Origin of the sequence: Armatimonas sp. (assembly GCF_043757465.1) — a bacterium.
Classification (GTDB): domain Bacteria; phylum Armatimonadota; class Armatimonadia; order Armatimonadales; family Armatimonadaceae; genus Armatimonas.
Genome location: NZ_JAYVPL010000002.1, coordinates 1 through 15,763 on the forward strand (window position 1 = coordinate 1; position 15,763 = coordinate 15,763).

The window sequence follows — 15,763 nt, forward strand, 5'->3', positions numbered from 1 at the left end:
TTACAGCCTTCAATCTGGCTCGTTATTTCAACCTCGTCTTAGGACGTGATCTGGCTGAGGTCGCTCGATATGCCGTCTGAGAAATTAGCACACCCCGTATTACTCATTAATAGTCGGCTCAGCGGCCTTGCAAAATGGCAGACCGAACGCCACCTGAGAGCCTGCCCGCACTGCCAGAAAACGGTCACGGAGCTGACGGGTCTTAGCCAGAGTTTGCTCACTTTGACCACAGACGTTCCCCGTCTCGCACTGGCACAGAACTTTCCGCATCAGCAGAGCCAGAGTGTGATGCCTCCTCGGAAGCCCTACCTCCTTATCGCGCCACTGCTGGGAATGGTTCTTGGGTTGCTGCTCACTCTAAGCTTGAAAATTGCTTCGGGAGCGCACGCAATCGCCGTGGGTGCGACAACAGGGCTGGTTCTGGGCAGTTTTGTCGGGTTGTTCCTCTGGCTCCTAAAACGGGTGCGCTTCACCGTCCTCCTTCCCTTGCTCACCAGCCTACTGGGCCTGTTGAGCGTCCCTCTCTGGATACAGCCCCGTCCGAGCACAACAGCCACTATCGAGCTAGTCCACCCACAAAATGCTTACGCGCTTCTCGATCACGAGACGGTCGGGGCTTTGGTAGAGTTTCTGAGGCCAACGGGAACAGCCAGAGCATTCTCAAACCCCCAGTACACAGGCTGGAGCCTCTCTCCCACGCAGGAAATAACGCACTTTACTCTCACGGGTTATGGCACCGATCCTTCGCAGCAGATTCAACGACTCCAGCAGTGGATAACGACACTGCAAGAAACCCCGCTCCTCGCGAAGGCCGGATGGGCGCTTCGTGTTATCAAGCCCCCCCACGAGAAAATTCTAAAGCCCAGTCGCAATCAAGTACTCTACAATTGCTGCTTGGCGTTTCTCCTCGGCCTAATTTTTGGGCTTGTAATCCTCTTACTGTTATGGCTCGGCAACGTTCTACCAGGGGGGCGAGCCGGGTGCGTCGTTGCGGGAACGTTGATTGGTTTCTTGCCGAGCCTTTCTCCCCAACTGCGCTTCTCCGCCCGGTCGGGCATCCGGCCCACCTTGAGCGCCACGGCATCGTTTCGGATTACCGCTTTGCCAAACCAGCCCACACTAAATTCAACCCAGAGGGTTAATCTTCTCTCCTGCCTAGGGCTACACAGTACTAGACGCATTCAAGACTATACGGACAAGGAAACGGTTACACTCACCCTCGAAGGCTCGGATGCGGCGCTGCTTAGGCAAGAGTTCAAAAATGTCAGTAAGTCCAAGCTAATGCTGGTTCTTGGCCAGCACATTGAGCAAGTAGGGGCAATACAAATCAAGGCATCCACCACGCGACCTTGGAACTTTGTAGCATCTTGGCAGTACCCACTTCAAAGCACTTTTTGGGGACTCATGGCGGGGCTATTTATGGCCTTCACCCGTCGGCGCTAAGTTTCCGGATTGGCATTGCGCGGCAGAGTCTCTGGGCAGAGAATTTTGGAGAGAAGAGAGATCACACAATGCCCACTGTCGCTGTTTTTCAAGATGGACTGCTCGCCCGCCGTCGCCCCGAATTGCTAGAGTCTAAGGAGGCGGAGAAGATGGCGTCGGCGATGAATCGCTTGCCGACGATTTTAGAAGCCTGGGTGCAGACCGTGCCCCGTAGTCGCCGTAAGCTGGTGTGCTGGCTCCCAAGCAGCGAACGGGCACATACCGCAATGGAGAATGCCTTGCTGGCCATGGAGCAGAAAAAAGCGCGGGGCGAAGGCGTGGGATTTATCTGGTCACAGACTGTTTTTGGCCCGGAGGTACGCGCCTGCTACAATCCGAAAAGTGGTCGAGCCTATCTGGTGACCCATGAAGGCGGCCAGCGCTACCGCTGCCAGTGCCCTCGGTTCCAGAGCGCCGGGATCTGTAAACATAGCTGCGCGGCAAAAATCCGACAAATGGCGGATTGATTAGGACTGTCTTAATATGCTAAGATAGGGGTATGGAAACATCCCTGACATCCCACGCCGGGCTTCTTGCCTGGGTGGAGGAGAGCACCCGTCTTTGCAAACCGGAGCGGGTTCACTGGTGCGACGGTTCGCAAGAGGAGGCGCAGTGGTTGATCTCCACGATGGTGGCCGCCAAAGATCTTATTCCCTTCAACCACGACGAGTGGCCCCATTGCTATCTACACCGCTCGAATCCCAACGATGTGGCGCGCGTGGAAGACCGGACTTTTATCTGCTCAACAATGCGTGAGGATGCTGGCCCGACCAACCACTGGATGGCTCCGGACGAAGCGAAGAAGCTTCTCTACGGGATCTTCGACGGTTGCATGGCGGGCAGAACGCTCTATGTGGTGCCCTACCAGATGGGGCCGGTGGGATCGCCGTTCTCCAAAGTGGGTGTCGAGATCACCGACAGCGCCTATGTCGCACTCTCGATGCGCATCATGACACGGATGGGCACTGTGGCGCTAGAAACACTGGGCACCGATGGGGCGTTTGTGCCGGGTCTGCACAGCACCGCCGAGCTTGATCCCGAGAAGCGCTATATCTGCCACTTCCCCGAGGAACGCTTAATTCTCTCGATCAACTCGGGCTACGGTGGCAATGCACTGCTGGGCAAAAAATGCTTTGCTCTACGGATCGCCTCCGCCATGGCGCGCGACGAAGGCTGGCTCGCGGAGCACATGCTGATCCTAGAGCTCGAAGATCCGCAAGGAGAAAAACTCTATTTCACCGGCGCGTTTCCGTCGGCGTGTGGCAAGACAAATCTCGCGATGCTGGAGTCTATCCTGCCGGGCTGGACGGTTCGCACGGTCGGCGATGATATTGCGTGGCTACGCATCGGCGAGGATGGGCGGCTCTGGGCGGTGAACCCGGAGGCGGGCTTCTTTGGGGTGGCGCCCGGCACGAGCGAGAAAACCAACCCATCGGCGATGGAGACCATCCGCTCCAACACGCTCTTTACCAATGTCGCCCGCACCGATGGAGGCCGCCCGTGGTGGGAGGGAATCGGCCAGGCATCCAAGTGGATGACCGACTGGCGCGGCAACCACCGCCCCGGCCAGGACTTAGAGGGTGGCAAGTTCGCCCAGCCCAACTCGCGCTTCACGGCACCCGCGAAACAGTGCCCAACAATCTCGCCAAACTGGGAAGATCCGCAGGGCGTGCCGATTAGCGGGATTCTGTTTGGGGGCCGCCGCAACGACACCATGCCGCTCGTGCTGGAGGCAAACTCCTGGCAGCACGGTGTGTTTCTCGGGGCAACGATGGCAAGCCAGACCACGGCGGCGGCAGGTGGCGCTCAGGGCGTCTTGCGGCGCGACCCGATGGCGATGCTTCCCTTCTGTGGCTACCACATGGGCGACTACTTCGCACACTGGCTGGAGATGGGAAAAAATATCCCGAATCCTCCCAAAATATTTCATGTGAACTGGTTCCAGAAAGACGAAAACGGGACGTTTCTGTGGCCCGGCTACGGCGAGAACCTGCGCCCCCTGCTCTGGATGCGCGAGCGGATTCTAGGCGAAGGCAAAGCCGTCGTGACTCCCATCGGCACCGTGCCCACCCCCGAGGGCCTCAACCTTGAGGGCCTCCCTCTCGCCGACGGTGTGATGGAGCAGCTTCTCACCGTGGATCACGACCTCTGGACTGCCGAGTGCGACGCGATCGCCACCCACTTCGAGACATTTGGCGACAAGCTCCCCCATGCCCTAGCCGATGAGCTAGAGGCGCTACGAAAACGCGTGGGGTAGTCCGTCATGTCGAGCAAGCGGTGGTTGCTTGAGCTAGGCTGCGTCGTGGGGATCCTCTCCCTCGCCGCGGCCCTGCTCTTCCCAAAATATTACGACGCCGTGGTCGTTCCGCATAGCCGCTTGCCCCCGATCCCCCCAGCGAAAGGCACTCCTCTCTACTCCCTCAAGGATATCGGGGAAGGCTATGATGGCTGGCTTGATGCACACGGCAACGTCACGGTGAAGACATTTCGGCGACTTGCATGGCACGAGGGAGGTGCCACCGTCCTTGAAGTCGGTCAGGGGAAGGCAGAACACTGGGAAGTAACCTGGCGCGGCAAGACCTACGATCTGGGCAACCGAACGCAACAAGACCTCCACAATCCCGTGGTCAATGCCAAAGGACAGCTTGCCTTTACCGTTTTCGGGCGGCCCCTTCTCTGGTTTGAGGGCAAGTGGACATCCCTGCTCCCCGGCGATCAACGAGGCACCGTCACGGGGCTCAACGCACAAGGACAGGCAGTGGGCGTTGTCGAACGACAAGCCTATCTCTGGAATGGCACGACAGGAAAGCCACTGCTCAACCACCCCTCTACGGCTGTGGCGATCAACGAGCGTGGCGATATTATCGGGGCTCTCGGGGAAAAAAGCGCAACAGGCTACCTATGGCAAAAAGGCAACTTCAGGGAGTTTGGCAACCCCATCTATGCCGGAGAAATCGCGTACCTAAGCCCCGTCGCGCTCAATGAACTAGCGGAGGTCGTGGGCAATGCGGGGCTGCTTCCCCCAACGGACAACAAACACCAAAGCACCGCGCCTTGGAGCTCGCCGTTTGTTTGGCAACAGGGACGAACCACGCTTCTGGATGGGCGTATCGCGCAACAAGGCAAGTGGGTCCCTGACGAAGCGCTTGGAATCAATGACCGTGGCGAGATTCTTATCCGCAGTCATGAGCAGGGAAAAACCTATCCCTCTCATCTGCTCATCCTGACTCCACGGGATGGGATAGCTCCCTAAAAGCGGCTCAGTCCTGGGACACGGTACACTCAGACCGTGCCGACCTATAAAACCGTTGCCCTCGTGCTCCGCCGCATCCCGCTGGGAGAGAAAGACAAGATCCTCACGCTCTTCTCGCGGGATATGGGCAAGCTACGGGCGGTGGCAAAAGGGGCGCGCAAGCCCACTTCTAAGCTCTCGGGGGCGAGTGAGCCGCTCTTGCTCTTACGGGCATCGCTGGCGGAGGGCAGCAGTCTCGACGTGCTCTCCGAGGCCGAAGTGCGCGAGGCGTTCCCCAAGCTCAAGTCGGACTACGGACGTTTTTTGCGCGCCACCTATGCCTGCGAGCTTTTAGAAAAAGTGATGGAGGAGCGCGACCCACACCCGGAGAGCTTTGACTTGCTGCTCTCGACGCTCTATATTCTCCAGCATGCCGTCCAGCCCGACACCGCGCTCCATGCCTACGAGCTACAGCTTTTAGCACAAATCGGCTACGAGCCTCAGCTTGGCGCCTGCATCCGTTGCGACAACCCCTTTGACACGGACTACCCGCCCGTCGGCTTCTCGCCCTCGCGTGGCGGAGCACTCTGCATCCCCTGCACGGAGTTTCTCCGCGGCGAGGCAATGCCCTGCAACGCCACCACCATCTTGCTGCTAGAGCGCCTCACGCTCCTCACCGATGCCAAAGTCCTTGCCTTGTTAGAGCTTCCCCCCGAGGCACTCGCGGAGATCAACCGACTGCTCCGCGCCCACCTGCGCTACCGGATTGAACGTGAGATAAAGTCCCTCGGAATGCTCGATGCCCACCGGCTGAGCTAGGGAAGGGGTCATTTCGCTGCACGAGTGGGTGCCGGACTTGTCTTCACCAGTTCCAGGCACTTCTCGATGAGAATCTCTCCGGTCAGCTCACCGAGCGATGTTCGGGAGACGTACTCATAACGGGCGAAGCTGTGGAAGTCCACTTTTGTTAAGATATAGCCAAAGGCATCGTTGGTGAGGCCGAAAAGTAGGTTGTGAGCCCCGCGCATCTTGCGCTTCAGGTAGAAGCTGATATTAGGAAGTGCCTCGCCCGGAATGGTGAGGATCTGCGCATCGCCGAGATTTACCAGGTTTACCCGAGACTTTATCGTGTGCTCTTTGCCGTGAGGGTAGTGCAGAGGGGAGTTGGTCACCACGTGCCACAGCTCTGGAGACTCCACGGGAAATGTCACCAGTACGCTCCGGCAAAATAGAGCCGCTTTTGTTTGCACAGGGGCTTTTGCAACAATTCGCAACGCCTCATCGGCCATCGTCTGCCCGATTCTAAGGCACTCCTCCCATGTCCTGGCATCTTCCCAGTAGCCTTTCTGGGGATCCTTAGGCCGATCCAAAAGACGATTATCCGCAGTGACCATGCCACCCTGGGCACCATTCATAAAAAGAGCCATTCCGCCCGCCTGCGCCTCCAGGTGTTCACAGAGCGGGCCACAAAGATCGGGGCTCAGGATCCCCACATCATTGCCCAGCACTTCCGGGTGAATCGCGTAGTTGACGAGTGTCGCGACTGTCTTGCCCTCGGGGGTGAGCGCCTGAATCACGGACATACGACGGTCGTAGAGATCGGGCGCGTAGTAGTTATAGGCGATCTTGCCCTGCGCCTCACCTGTACCGATACGAAGCCGCGCGGGCTGTGCAGCGTCTATCGCGTCGTTGATCGCCTCCGCCGTGAGCACACAAACACGCTCCATAAAGGCGAGATCGCCAGTATGACCGCCCTTGCCGTCTGGAAATCCGTAGCAATCGGGCGCACTGTGGGTGTGCGTCGAGCCGATGAGAATGTTCTCGGCGGCGATACGTGGGACGCGGGCACGTACTCTATCGGCCAGAACCCCAGGAAATCCGAGCAGATCGAGCCCGACAACAACAAGCTTGGTGTTGCCTCGCTGAACGTAGAGTGCCCGTGCCATGAGCTCGCCGCGCTTCTCCCGTGTTGGACGTGTTGGCCCCATCCCACCCGAGACCGGCAGGAGCGGACTTGGCGTGATAATGCGCTTCCCCGCGCCCGCAAACAAACTGTCGTTGTTGTTTTGCATGATTTATTTCTTTAATTTCTCTCTACCAGGACAAAAAGGCAATGCCTGTAGCAGTCAGTTTAAAACGCTTCGCACGCACATGGCTCTCCGCGCCTTCCGTGTAATAAACCACCAGTACCGTGCCATCTCTAAGTTCCAGCGTTGAGGGATAGGCACCAATCACGTTATCTATCTCAGACGGCCCCTCCCAAGTCCTAGCATCGTCGCGGCTGACGTGCAGCGCGGTCTGAGGAAGGCGGTGGGTCAGCAGAATCTCGCCCGTTTTCAGGCGTGTGAAGTGGGGAGCATGGCCCTTGAACCCACTATCGCACGCGGGGCCCCAGCTCTTGCCGTTGTCGTGGCTCGTGGCAAAATGCAGGTTGACCTTGCTGGAGCGCAGCGCCGCCAGAAGTATGCCGTCTTTGAGACGAATCACATCGGTCTCGGCATCGAGTGGAATATGCTGTCCCTCACCAATAGAGATGGGAGCGCTCCAGGTGCGCCCAGAGTCCGTCGAGCGGATCACGCCACCGAACTCTTTGCCCGCACCACCGAAGTAGTAGATACCCAGTACGCAAGTTTTGTCGGGGAGCTGACGCACCGGGGCGGAGCAGTACCAGCCCGTGGGTGCGATAATCTGCGCGGTTTTGTCCCAGGTCTTCCCCCCATCCACAGAACGAATGAGCTGAGTCCCGATACCATCATAGGGCCTGCCCCCCGTGCCCGGCTTGAGTGAGAAAAACGAGCAGACCAGCGAGCCATCCCGAAGCTGAGCGACATGCGGGTCGCGGTTGTCAAGGGCATCGTCAAAAATCGTGGTCGGCGCACTCCACGTCTTGCCTTCGTCCCGGCTCCGCACCGCGCAGAGACGTCCGCCCTGCGCCCACCCCTTACTCATATCGGGCAGCGAGACATGGCCATAGCCGGTGTAGAACACGCCGTATAAATCGCCGTTCTTCAGCCGACAGACATCAGGAAATGCCTGGTAAGGCCCGGCCTCCCCGCCGCGAGAAATTATTTGAAAATCCATCATTGCTTTTCTCCCTGTCCCTGCCGCCGGTTTCCATGGGGCGGTCACAAATTGATGATATTGGGCTTCCAGTCGAGTTTTTTGAGCATTGCCAGATACTCCTCGGGCAGCATCTCTTTGCCACCATTGATGGCAACCAGCATCGCCTCCATCACATTGGTGCCAAACGAGCGGCCCTCAAAGATCGGTGTGGTGGTAATCAGCTGCACCACCCCCCGCTCTTTCAGCTCCTTCTGGTTTTCCTCGGTCGTTGTGTTGGTGAGCACGATCTTGCCCTTCAGATCCTCGGGCATGTGGCGGCGGATGTAGAGAAAGTCGCCCGCAATCACATCCGCCCAGGCGTACCACTTGCCCCACTTGGGGACGATATGGTTTTGCTTCTCCCCCGTGGGGTAGAGCACAGAGAGCGGCAGGTGCACCACAATCGGCAGCAGCATCCGCGCGACCCGTTTAAATGCCTTGGGGTTAGTGATACCGATGGGCAGATCCAGGCCGAACATTAAATCTCCGAAACAGACTTGGCCGCCACAGTCAATCAGCGCCTCGCTCATCCCGAAACGATCGACAGCGGAGACAATCAGGGTTTTCTTGTTCTTGAAATCCACGACGCCATTGCTCTGAAGCCACTGCACGGCAGCGCGCTCCAGCGTATTTTTCAGGCCCGAACCATCGAGCACCGGGGTCTTCTTTGCCCCGGCGAGCAACTTTCTGGAAACCGCAAACTCGTAGCGCTTGCCCTCGCTCCAGAGATACCGATCCATTCCCCCAAAGCCTATTGCGTCCACCGTGCCATCCAGCTCTGCCAGGCGCTCGACGAACTTTTTCTCGTCGCCATCCACGCCCTGGCGGCTAATCTCAAAAGTCTCGCCGAAAAACTCCGCAGTCACGGTCTTATCGCGCTTTGACGAGCCAAGAGAGAGGGAAATCACACGTTTCATGGGGACACTATACCAAAGGTTTTTTGGTACACTGCATCCATGATGAATATTTCCCCCTTACCCTGATGCCCAGTAAGGAAGCTATCGCACTCAAAGCCGTCATCTTATATTTCTGGGCGACGCGGTGCGGCACCTGCCTTGCGTCGTTTCCGCACCTGAAGACCGTCTGGGGAGACCAAGTACGAAGCCTGGCGTTTGAAAAAGAGGGCAAGATCCTCACAGTGATCGTCGGCAACGATGGCCCCACCGACCACCGGCTCGAAGACGCATTGAGGGCGGCGGGAATCGAGTAGAGTTTCTCGATAGCCCGCCCTCGTTCATCGGGGTGGGCTACGGGACGATATAATACGAACCATGTTCTTTCACGCTGTTTATTTTTATCCTCGCGAAGCTGCTCAGCCCGGCGATGCCGAAGCGCTGGCGGCGGGATGTCGTACGCTGGCGGGGATTCCTGGCCTGACTTTTTTCTCTGTCGGACACACAGCGGGGACGCCGCGCGAGGTGGTGGACAACGACTACGCCGTTGCGCTCCTCACCGCCTTTGCGGACGTGGCGGGGCATGATCTCTACCAGGATCACCCGGTTCACCTAGCCTTTATCGCCGCCAACAAGCACCTCTGGAGTGGCGTTAAAGTCTACGACGCGATTGTCGAATAGCGCGTTTCCCAGAGTCTTCGCACTCGCCGACACGCATCTTGGCTTCGGGGTGAATAAGACCATGCACCGCTTCGGGGCGGAGTGGTGGCATCACCCTGAGAAAATCCTCAAACGCGCCTGGCAGACCCTCAGCGACGATGACATTCTCCTGATCCCGGGCGATCTCTCGTGGGCCACAAAGCCGCGCCAAGCGACGCTCGATCTGGAGTTTCTCACCAAGCTTCCCGGCATAAAAATCTGCATCAAGGGCAACCACGACTACTGGTGGGAGTCTGACAAGCGCCTGAAGTTCCCCGGGCTACTGGATCCGCCCCAGCGCTTTGGCGACATCGGCATCGCCGGAACCCGTGGCTGGGATCTCAGCGACGACAGGATTCTGGCACGCGAGCGCAAGCGCCTGGAGAAAAACCTCGCCGCTATCGCTGACGCGCCCGTGAAGATTGCGATGCTCCACTACCCGCCCCAGCCCTTTCTGGACATTCTCAGTGCCGCCGACGTGCAAGTCTGTGTCTACGGGCATGTGCACCTGCGCTCATTCCCGGAGGACGAAGCCCTGGTCTGCCAAGGCGAGGTGCTAGAGGACGTGCGCTGCTACTGCGTCGCCTGTGACCGGATCGCCTTCACCCCACTGCGCTTGCTCTAACATCGGGTACAATACCTCCGCTATGAAGATGCAGGAATATCAGGCTAAAGCGCTCCTGGCTCAATTTGGAGTCCCTACGCCCAAGGGAATCGTCTGTACGACCCAAGACGAGGTTAAAGCTGCCGCCGAGTCACTGGGCGGTGGTGCAGTGGTTAAAGCTCAGGTGCTCGCGGGCGGACGGGGCAAGGCGGGCGCAGTAAAGGTGGCCAAAACCGCCGAGGCGTGTGCGGAGTTCGCCGGTTCGATCCTGGGGAAAAAGCTCTATTTTGAGCAAGCCAAGGAAGAGCTAGCGATCACGACGCTCTTAGTGGAGGAGCTACTCCCAATCGCCAAAGAGTACTACCTCGGTGTGGTTGTGGATCGGGACTCTCAGCGCAATGTGCTGATCCTCAGCTCCCAGGGGGGGATGGATATCGAGGAAGTGGCCCACTCCCACCCTGATGCCATTGGCCGCCATCCCGTGGATCCCGCGATCGGCGTTAAAGATTTTCACATCCGCGAGCTGGCCCGCAAAGGCGGCATCCCGGACTCAGAGCTCTCCAAGCTCGCCCCGTTTATCAAGAATCTCTACCAGGCGTGTTTGAAGTCCGATGCCACTCTGGCCGAGATCAACCCGCTGGTCGTGCTCGCCGACGGTAACTTTATCGCGGGCGATGCGAAGATAGACATTGACGACAACACGCTCTACCGACATCCTGAGCTTGCTGCGCACGGCGAGGACTCCGACGAGCTGAATCACTTTGAGAAAGAAGCACGGCGGCGTGGGATCAATAACTACGTTCACTTAGGCGGCAATGTCGGCATTATCTGCAACGGCGCCGGGCTTGTGATGGGCACGATGGACGAAGTCAAGCGCGCGGGCGGTCAGCCCGCCAACTTCTTAGATATCGGGGGCGGCGCAAAAGCCGAGCTGGTGCGTAGTTCTCTGGAGCTGATCCTGCTCGATAAAGACGTGAAGGCGATTCTGATCAATATCTTTGGCGGAATCACCCGCGGCGACGAGGTGGCGAAGGGCATTATCGAGGCCACCAGCACCATGGACATCAAAGTCCCGCTGGTCGTGCGCCTTGCCGGAACCAACTCCGAGGAGGGCCTCGCGCTCCTCAAGGACGCTAACCTAGTCCCTGCGGCCACCATGCAAGAAGCCGCACAGAAAGTTGTCGCGCTGCTCTAACAGCCCGCCCCCCATCCCCCGTCCAACGGGGGGGATTAAAGGAATAAGAACTACCATGGCCTGGGAATATAAAATTATCACCTCCGCAGAAGATACGGACGACGAGACAATGCTCAACGAGCTGGGCGCGGATAACTGGGAGCTTCTCTCGGTGCAGATCAGCGAAGTGACCTATGCAGAAGAGAACAGTGAGAATGAAGAGGGCGACGAGTACGTCGAGGAAGTCGCGACCTACTACCTGAAGCGACAGAAATAAACGAAAAATGGCGATTCTGATTGATGAAACAACGAAGGTTGTTGTCTCCGGCATCACGGGTCGGGAGGGAACCTTTCACAGCGGGCAGATGCTCGCCTACGGCACGCAGGTCGTCGCAGGGGTAACCCCCGGCAAGGGCGGTCAGACCTGGACCAGCGACGATGGCAAGTACACCGTTCCGGTCTTCAACACGGTCGCGGAAGCGGTCGAGAAGACGGGTGCCAACGCACACTTTGTTGTCGTGCCCCCCAAGTTCGCCGCCGACTCGATCATCGAGGGCGCGGACGCGGGCTGTGCGCTGATCGTCTGCATCACCGATGGCCTGAGCCAGCAGGACATGATCACGGCCACCGACTACGTCAAGCGCGTCAAGAAGACCCGACTGATCGGCACGAACTGTCCGGGCTTGCTCTCGGTAGGCAAGGCGAAGATCGGGATCATTCCCCAGAACATCTTCCTCGAAGGCCCCGTCGGGCTGGTCTCGCGCTCGGGTACCCTCACCTACGAGATCGTGGACATACTGACGCGCGCCGGTCTCGGCCAGACAACGGCCGTCGGTATCGGTGGCGACCCGATTCTCGGGATGCGCTTCGCCGATGTACTGGAGCTCTTTGAGAATGACCCCGAGACCAAAGCCGTCGTGATGGTCGGAGAGATCGGCGGCGCGGACGAAGAGGCCGGTGCGGAGGTCATCAAGCGCATGACCAAGCCCGTGGTCGGTTTTATCGGGGGCCGCAGCGCCCCTCCTGGCAAGCGAATGGGCCACGCGGGAGCCATTGTCTCGGCCACCAGCGGCAGTGCGGACAGCAAGATCGCCGCGCTCAACGCCGCCGGAGCCCCCGTCGCCGACACCACCGCCGACATTCCAGGGCTGGTGAAGAAGGCGCTGGGGTTGTAGTCGCCCAATAGAATTGGGCGTCAGCAATGGCGCTTCGCGCCGCAAAGCCCGTGCCGGGCTCCTGATAGGGAGGATGGCACGGGCTTTTTTGTGCTTGAGGCCGACGGAGACTCAGTGGTAAAATAGCGCTATGTCCACCCTGACTGCTCCTGCACCATCGCCCTCTCCGCGCCGTAAGCGCTGGAGTCGTGACGAGTACCATCGTCTCGCGGAGCAGGGCTGGCTCGGCACGTTGCGCTGGGAGCTGATTCAGGGAGAGATCGTCGAAGTCATGCCACAAAACCCATCCCATTCCACCGGCATCATGCGCCTTCTGCTCGCCCTTGTCCCGATTTTCGGGCTAGAGTTCGTCCGTGCACAGCTCCCCATCGTTCTTGGCCCAGAGAATGAACCAGAGCCCGATGTCACTGTCACCGTAGGCACGGTCGCCAACTACGCTAACCAACAACCTGGTTCAGAAGATATTCGCCTTCTCATAGAAGCGTCGTCTACAACACTCCGCGATGACCTCACCTTGAAAGCCGCGCTCTACGCTCAGTCAGGAATCCAAGAATACTGGGTACTTGATCTAGAGAATCGTCGGCTTCATGTTCACCGCAATCCAACCTCGTCGGGGTGGGGAGCGATCCAGAACCTCGGTGAGACTGAGCAAATTACTCCCCTCTCCGCACCGCAAGCAAGCATCTCTATCGCGCAACTTTTGAGCTAATTCGACGCAATAAAAGAGAAAACCACGTTAGGAAAAGCGGTGTGAATTATGCAAATTATTGAAGTTGATAAACTCTCAGCGGCGAATGAGTATATGACAAGAGAGCAAGCAACAAACTACCTGCAATATACGCAATCAACAATCAATGCCTACATTCGCTCTGGTCGGCTCAAAGCCTATCGGATAATCGGGAAACGCAAACTCTACGTCCACTACGCCGACCTCCACAAGTTGTTCGGCGCATAGCCTGACTACGCTAACAAATCCTTCACGACGTGCCCGTGTACGTCGGTGAGGCGAAAGTCTCGGCCTTGGTAGCGGTAGCTGAGGCGCGTGTGGTCAAAACCGAGTTGGTGCAGGATCGTCGCCTGGAGATCGTGGACATGGACGACACCGGGGGTGAAGTGGTCTTTGCTGGGGGTGAGCGGGTTGCCCTGCGCGTCGGCGATATTGTAGCCGTAGTCGTCGGTGCGGCCGTACGTGAAGCCGGGCTTGACCCCGCCGCCTGCCATCCAGAGCGAAAAACTACGCGGGTGGTGATCACGGCCATAGTCGTTCTTGGCGAGCTTGCCCTGCGAGTAGCTCGTGCGCCCAAACTCCCCGCCCCAGATGACGAGTGTGTCGTCGAGCATCCCGCGCCGCTTGAGGTCGAGAACGAGAGCGGCGGAGGCTTTGTCGGTGAGTTTTGCCTGACCGCGCATCGCACCAGGCAGGCCACCGTGATGATCCCAGCCCTGGTGATAGAGCTGGATAAAACGCACGCCTTTTTCGGCTAATCGCCGTGCGAGCAGGCAGTTGGCCGCAAACGTGCCCGGCTTGCGCGCATCCTCGCCGTAGAGTTGGAAAGTCTCGTCTGGTTCTGTGGACGTGTCAGTGACTTCGGGGACACTGGTCTGCATCCGGTAGGCCAGCTCGTACTGCGCCATGCGGCTCTCAATCGCGGGGTCGAGCGTGGCTTGCGTTTGCAGCTTGCTGAGCTGCCCGAGCGTATCTAAGAGCGCACGGCGGCTTTGATTCGACACGCCCTCGGGGTTGGTGAGGTAGAGCACGGGGTTCTTCCCGGCGCGGAACTGCGTCCCTTGGTAGCGTGCATCCAGAAAGCCACTGCCCCAGAGGCGCGAGTAGAGCGGCTGGTCGCCCTGGTTCGCCGTGACCAACACCACAAAGCTCGGCAGGTTCTCGTTCATGGAGCCCAGGCCGTAGCTCACCCACGCACCCAGGCAGGGCCGGCCCGCGATCTGACTTCCCGTCTGGAAAAACGTAATCGCCGGGTCATGGTTGATAGCTTCCGTCCACATCGAGCGCACCAGGCACATCTCATCGGCGATCTTGGCGGTCTCGGGCATGACTTCGGAGAGCTCCATCCCGCACCTGCCCGCCTTCACAAAATTAAACGCGGATCCAGCCAGTGGCAGCTCTGCCTGGTTGGCACTCATTCCCGTCAGGCGCTGGCCACGCCGCACAAAGTCCGGAAGGGGCTGCCCATGTTTTTCTCTCAGTAGTGGCTTGTTATCAAATAAATCCTGCGCAGCCGGTCCGCCACTTTGAAATAAATAGATCACGCGCTTTGCTTTGGGGGCAAGGGCGTGGACTCCCCCACTACTGAGAGCGAGAGGGGCCTCCAGGCTTCCCAGCCCCAGTGCGCCCAGCCCGAGGGTGGAGTTCTTGAGAAAATGCCGCCGCGTCACTGCCAGGTGATCCATGTGCCTATTGTACCAACGAAAAAACTATTTTCCGCATTTTATAAGATTCGGGGGTTCTCAACCGTTCTATGGCCGGAGAAACCAATGAACCTAAATCGTATCAACTACATCGCTCTTGCCCTGACCGGCGGCCTCGTCTTTTCCCTGCCCGCAACGGCCCAGACAACGACTCTCTTTACCGATGACTTCAACCGCGCCAGCCTCACGACGGGCGCACCGACAACCTACCTGACAAGTGTCACCGCGGGCGACGGCGGTGCGAGCCTCGTCTCCAGCCAGTTTTTGCGACTGACCAACGATGCCACGGCGGCGGCGAATGCCAGTGGGCGGGTCTTTGTCACGGGAGAGACGGCTAGCTTCAGCGGATTTCAAAGCGTACTCAGTACAAACTCCGGCGAGGTGAGCTGGTGCTTCAATGCCAAGAGTAACCGGGCGAGTGATCCAGGAGGTTTTGGGGCAGGAACCTACAGCCTTGCTGTGGTGATTGGGGCAACGGGCAGCGACCTGATGAGTGCCAGTGGTTATGCAATCGCCTACGGCAACCCGGGCAGCCCCGACCCGATCCGACTTGTGCGCTTTTCGGGTGGCCTGGATGCCGACACCAACCTGACCACGCTGATCTCCAGCGGTGCGGCAGATCTGGCAGGTTTTGCGGACTACTTCAGTGTCAAGGTAAGCTACACTGCCAGCAGCAATGAGTGGCGCTTGTTTGTCCGCGATGACGGAGCGAGTGCGTGGAGCGACCCAACGACTGTCGCGACCCAGATCGGGAGCGCTCTGGCCGACACGACCTTTACCAGTACGCCGCTCACCCACTTTGGCTATGCCTGGAACTACAACAGTGCCGCCAGCCAGAGCGCCCAGTTCGATAACTTCACCGTGTCCCGTCTCTCGGGAGCCAGCGCACCGGAGCCCTCAGCACTTGCCCTGCTCCTGCCCGGTTTAGCACTGATGGGGAGACGGCGGCGGGCGTGATATACTGGCAGGATG

General features: G+C 58.8%; 18 protein-coding genes. 14 read left to right on the forward strand and 4 right to left on the reverse strand.

Annotated features, from left to right (window positions below; translation table 11 throughout):
* Positions 1-69: 69 nt before the first annotated feature.
* The 5 genes from ACH2ED_RS00075 (at position 70) to recO (ending at position 5,533) form a co-directional block, all read left to right on the forward strand.
* Positions 70-1,443, forward strand: coding sequence for a hypothetical protein (locus ACH2ED_RS00075; protein ID WP_395088018.1), 1,374 nt, complete (start codon positions 70-72; stop codon positions 1,441-1,443).
* A gap of 68 nt (positions 1,444-1,511) precedes the next feature.
* On the forward strand, positions 1,512-1,949 hold the full coding sequence (locus ACH2ED_RS00080; RefSeq protein WP_395088020.1) for an SWIM zinc finger family protein: 438 nt from the start codon (positions 1,512-1,514) through the stop codon (positions 1,947-1,949).
* Positions 1,950-1,981: 32 nt separating this feature from the next.
* Positions 1,982-3,739, forward strand: coding sequence for a phosphoenolpyruvate carboxykinase (GTP) (locus ACH2ED_RS00085; RefSeq protein ID WP_395088022.1), 1,758 nt, complete (start codon positions 1,982-1,984; stop codon positions 3,737-3,739).
* 6 nt (positions 3,740-3,745) lie between these two features.
* Positions 3,746-4,735 carry a hypothetical protein gene (locus ACH2ED_RS00090; RefSeq protein ID WP_395088024.1) on the forward strand — a complete coding sequence of 330 codons (990 nt, stop codon included), beginning with the start codon at positions 3,746-3,748 and terminating at the stop codon, positions 4,733-4,735.
* Between the two features lie 36 nt (positions 4,736-4,771).
* Positions 4,772-5,533, forward strand: coding sequence for a DNA repair protein RecO (gene recO / locus ACH2ED_RS00095; protein WP_395088026.1), 762 nt, complete (start codon positions 4,772-4,774; stop codon positions 5,531-5,533).
* An 8-nt stretch (positions 5,534-5,541) separates the two neighbouring features.
* Here recO and ACH2ED_RS00100 read toward each other — a convergent pair whose 3' ends face one another.
* From ACH2ED_RS00100 to ACH2ED_RS00110, 3 genes are read right to left on the reverse strand one after another with little or no spacing between them, the layout of a single operon-like run.
* Entirely contained in the window at positions 5,542-6,786 is a 1,245-nt protein-coding gene (locus ACH2ED_RS00100) for a hypothetical protein (RefSeq protein ID WP_395088027.1), read from the reverse strand.
* A gap of 22 nt (positions 6,787-6,808) precedes the next feature.
* Positions 6,809-7,798: a sialidase family protein gene (locus tag ACH2ED_RS00105; RefSeq protein WP_395088029.1), complete on the reverse strand. Its 990-nt coding sequence runs from the start codon at positions 7,796-7,798 to the stop codon at positions 6,809-6,811.
* 41 nt (positions 7,799-7,839) lie between these two features.
* Entirely contained in the window at positions 7,840-8,733 is an 894-nt protein-coding gene (locus tag ACH2ED_RS00110) for a quinate 5-dehydrogenase (RefSeq protein ID WP_395088031.1), read from the reverse strand.
* Between the two features lie 65 nt (positions 8,734-8,798).
* Here ACH2ED_RS00110 and ACH2ED_RS00115 point away from each other — a divergent pair, with 65 nt between their 5' ends.
* The 8 genes from ACH2ED_RS00115 (at position 8,799) to ACH2ED_RS00150 (ending at position 13,316) form a co-directional block, all read left to right on the forward strand.
* A complete protein-coding gene (locus ACH2ED_RS00115) occupies positions 8,799-9,026 on the forward strand; it encodes a hypothetical protein (protein WP_395088032.1) in 228 nt (75 codons plus the stop codon).
* Between the two features lie 61 nt (positions 9,027-9,087).
* Positions 9,088-9,390, forward strand: a complete 303-nt coding sequence (locus tag ACH2ED_RS00120; protein WP_395088034.1) for a Dabb family protein — start codon at positions 9,088-9,090, stop codon at positions 9,388-9,390.
* Complete coding sequence (locus ACH2ED_RS00125) at positions 9,380-10,033, forward strand: metallophosphoesterase (protein WP_395088036.1); 654 nt, start codon at positions 9,380-9,382, stop codon at positions 10,031-10,033. The genes ACH2ED_RS00120 and ACH2ED_RS00125 overlap by 11 nt, the downstream gene beginning before the upstream one ends.
* 22 nt (positions 10,034-10,055) lie before the next feature.
* Positions 10,056-11,207 carry an ADP-forming succinate--CoA ligase subunit beta gene (gene sucC, locus ACH2ED_RS00130; RefSeq protein ID WP_394795124.1) on the forward strand — a complete coding sequence of 384 codons (1,152 nt, stop codon included), beginning with the start codon at positions 10,056-10,058 and terminating at the stop codon, positions 11,205-11,207.
* Positions 11,208-11,262: 55 nt separating this feature from the next.
* Positions 11,263-11,463, forward strand: a complete 201-nt coding sequence (locus tag ACH2ED_RS00135) for a hypothetical protein (protein ID WP_395088038.1) — start codon at positions 11,263-11,265, stop codon at positions 11,461-11,463.
* Positions 11,464-11,470: 7 nt separating this feature from the next.
* Positions 11,471-12,361 (forward strand): succinate--CoA ligase subunit alpha, encoded by an 891-nt coding sequence (gene sucD, locus ACH2ED_RS00140; RefSeq protein WP_395088040.1) that lies wholly within the window; start codon positions 11,471-11,473, stop codon positions 12,359-12,361.
* Between the two features lie 130 nt (positions 12,362-12,491).
* A complete protein-coding gene (locus ACH2ED_RS00145) occupies positions 12,492-13,070 on the forward strand; it encodes a Uma2 family endonuclease (protein WP_395088041.1) in 579 nt (192 codons plus the stop codon).
* Positions 13,071-13,118: 48 nt separating this feature from the next.
* Complete coding sequence (locus tag ACH2ED_RS00150; protein WP_395088043.1) at positions 13,119-13,316, forward strand: helix-turn-helix domain-containing protein; 198 nt, start codon at positions 13,119-13,121, stop codon at positions 13,314-13,316.
* 5 nt (positions 13,317-13,321) lie between these two features.
* Here the strand turns inward: ACH2ED_RS00150 and ACH2ED_RS00155 are convergent, their stop codons facing one another.
* Positions 13,322-14,773 (reverse strand): DUF1501 domain-containing protein, encoded by a 1,452-nt coding sequence (locus tag ACH2ED_RS00155; protein WP_395088045.1) that lies wholly within the window; start codon positions 14,771-14,773, stop codon positions 13,322-13,324.
* 84 nt (positions 14,774-14,857) lie between these two features.
* Here ACH2ED_RS00155 and ACH2ED_RS00160 point away from each other — a divergent pair, with 84 nt between their 5' ends.
* The gene (locus tag ACH2ED_RS00160; protein ID WP_395088047.1) at positions 14,858-15,748 is read left to right on the forward strand and encodes a hypothetical protein; all 891 of its coding nucleotides are present in this window, start codon (positions 14,858-14,860) and stop codon (positions 15,746-15,748) included.
* Positions 15,749-15,763 lie beyond the last annotated feature (15 nt).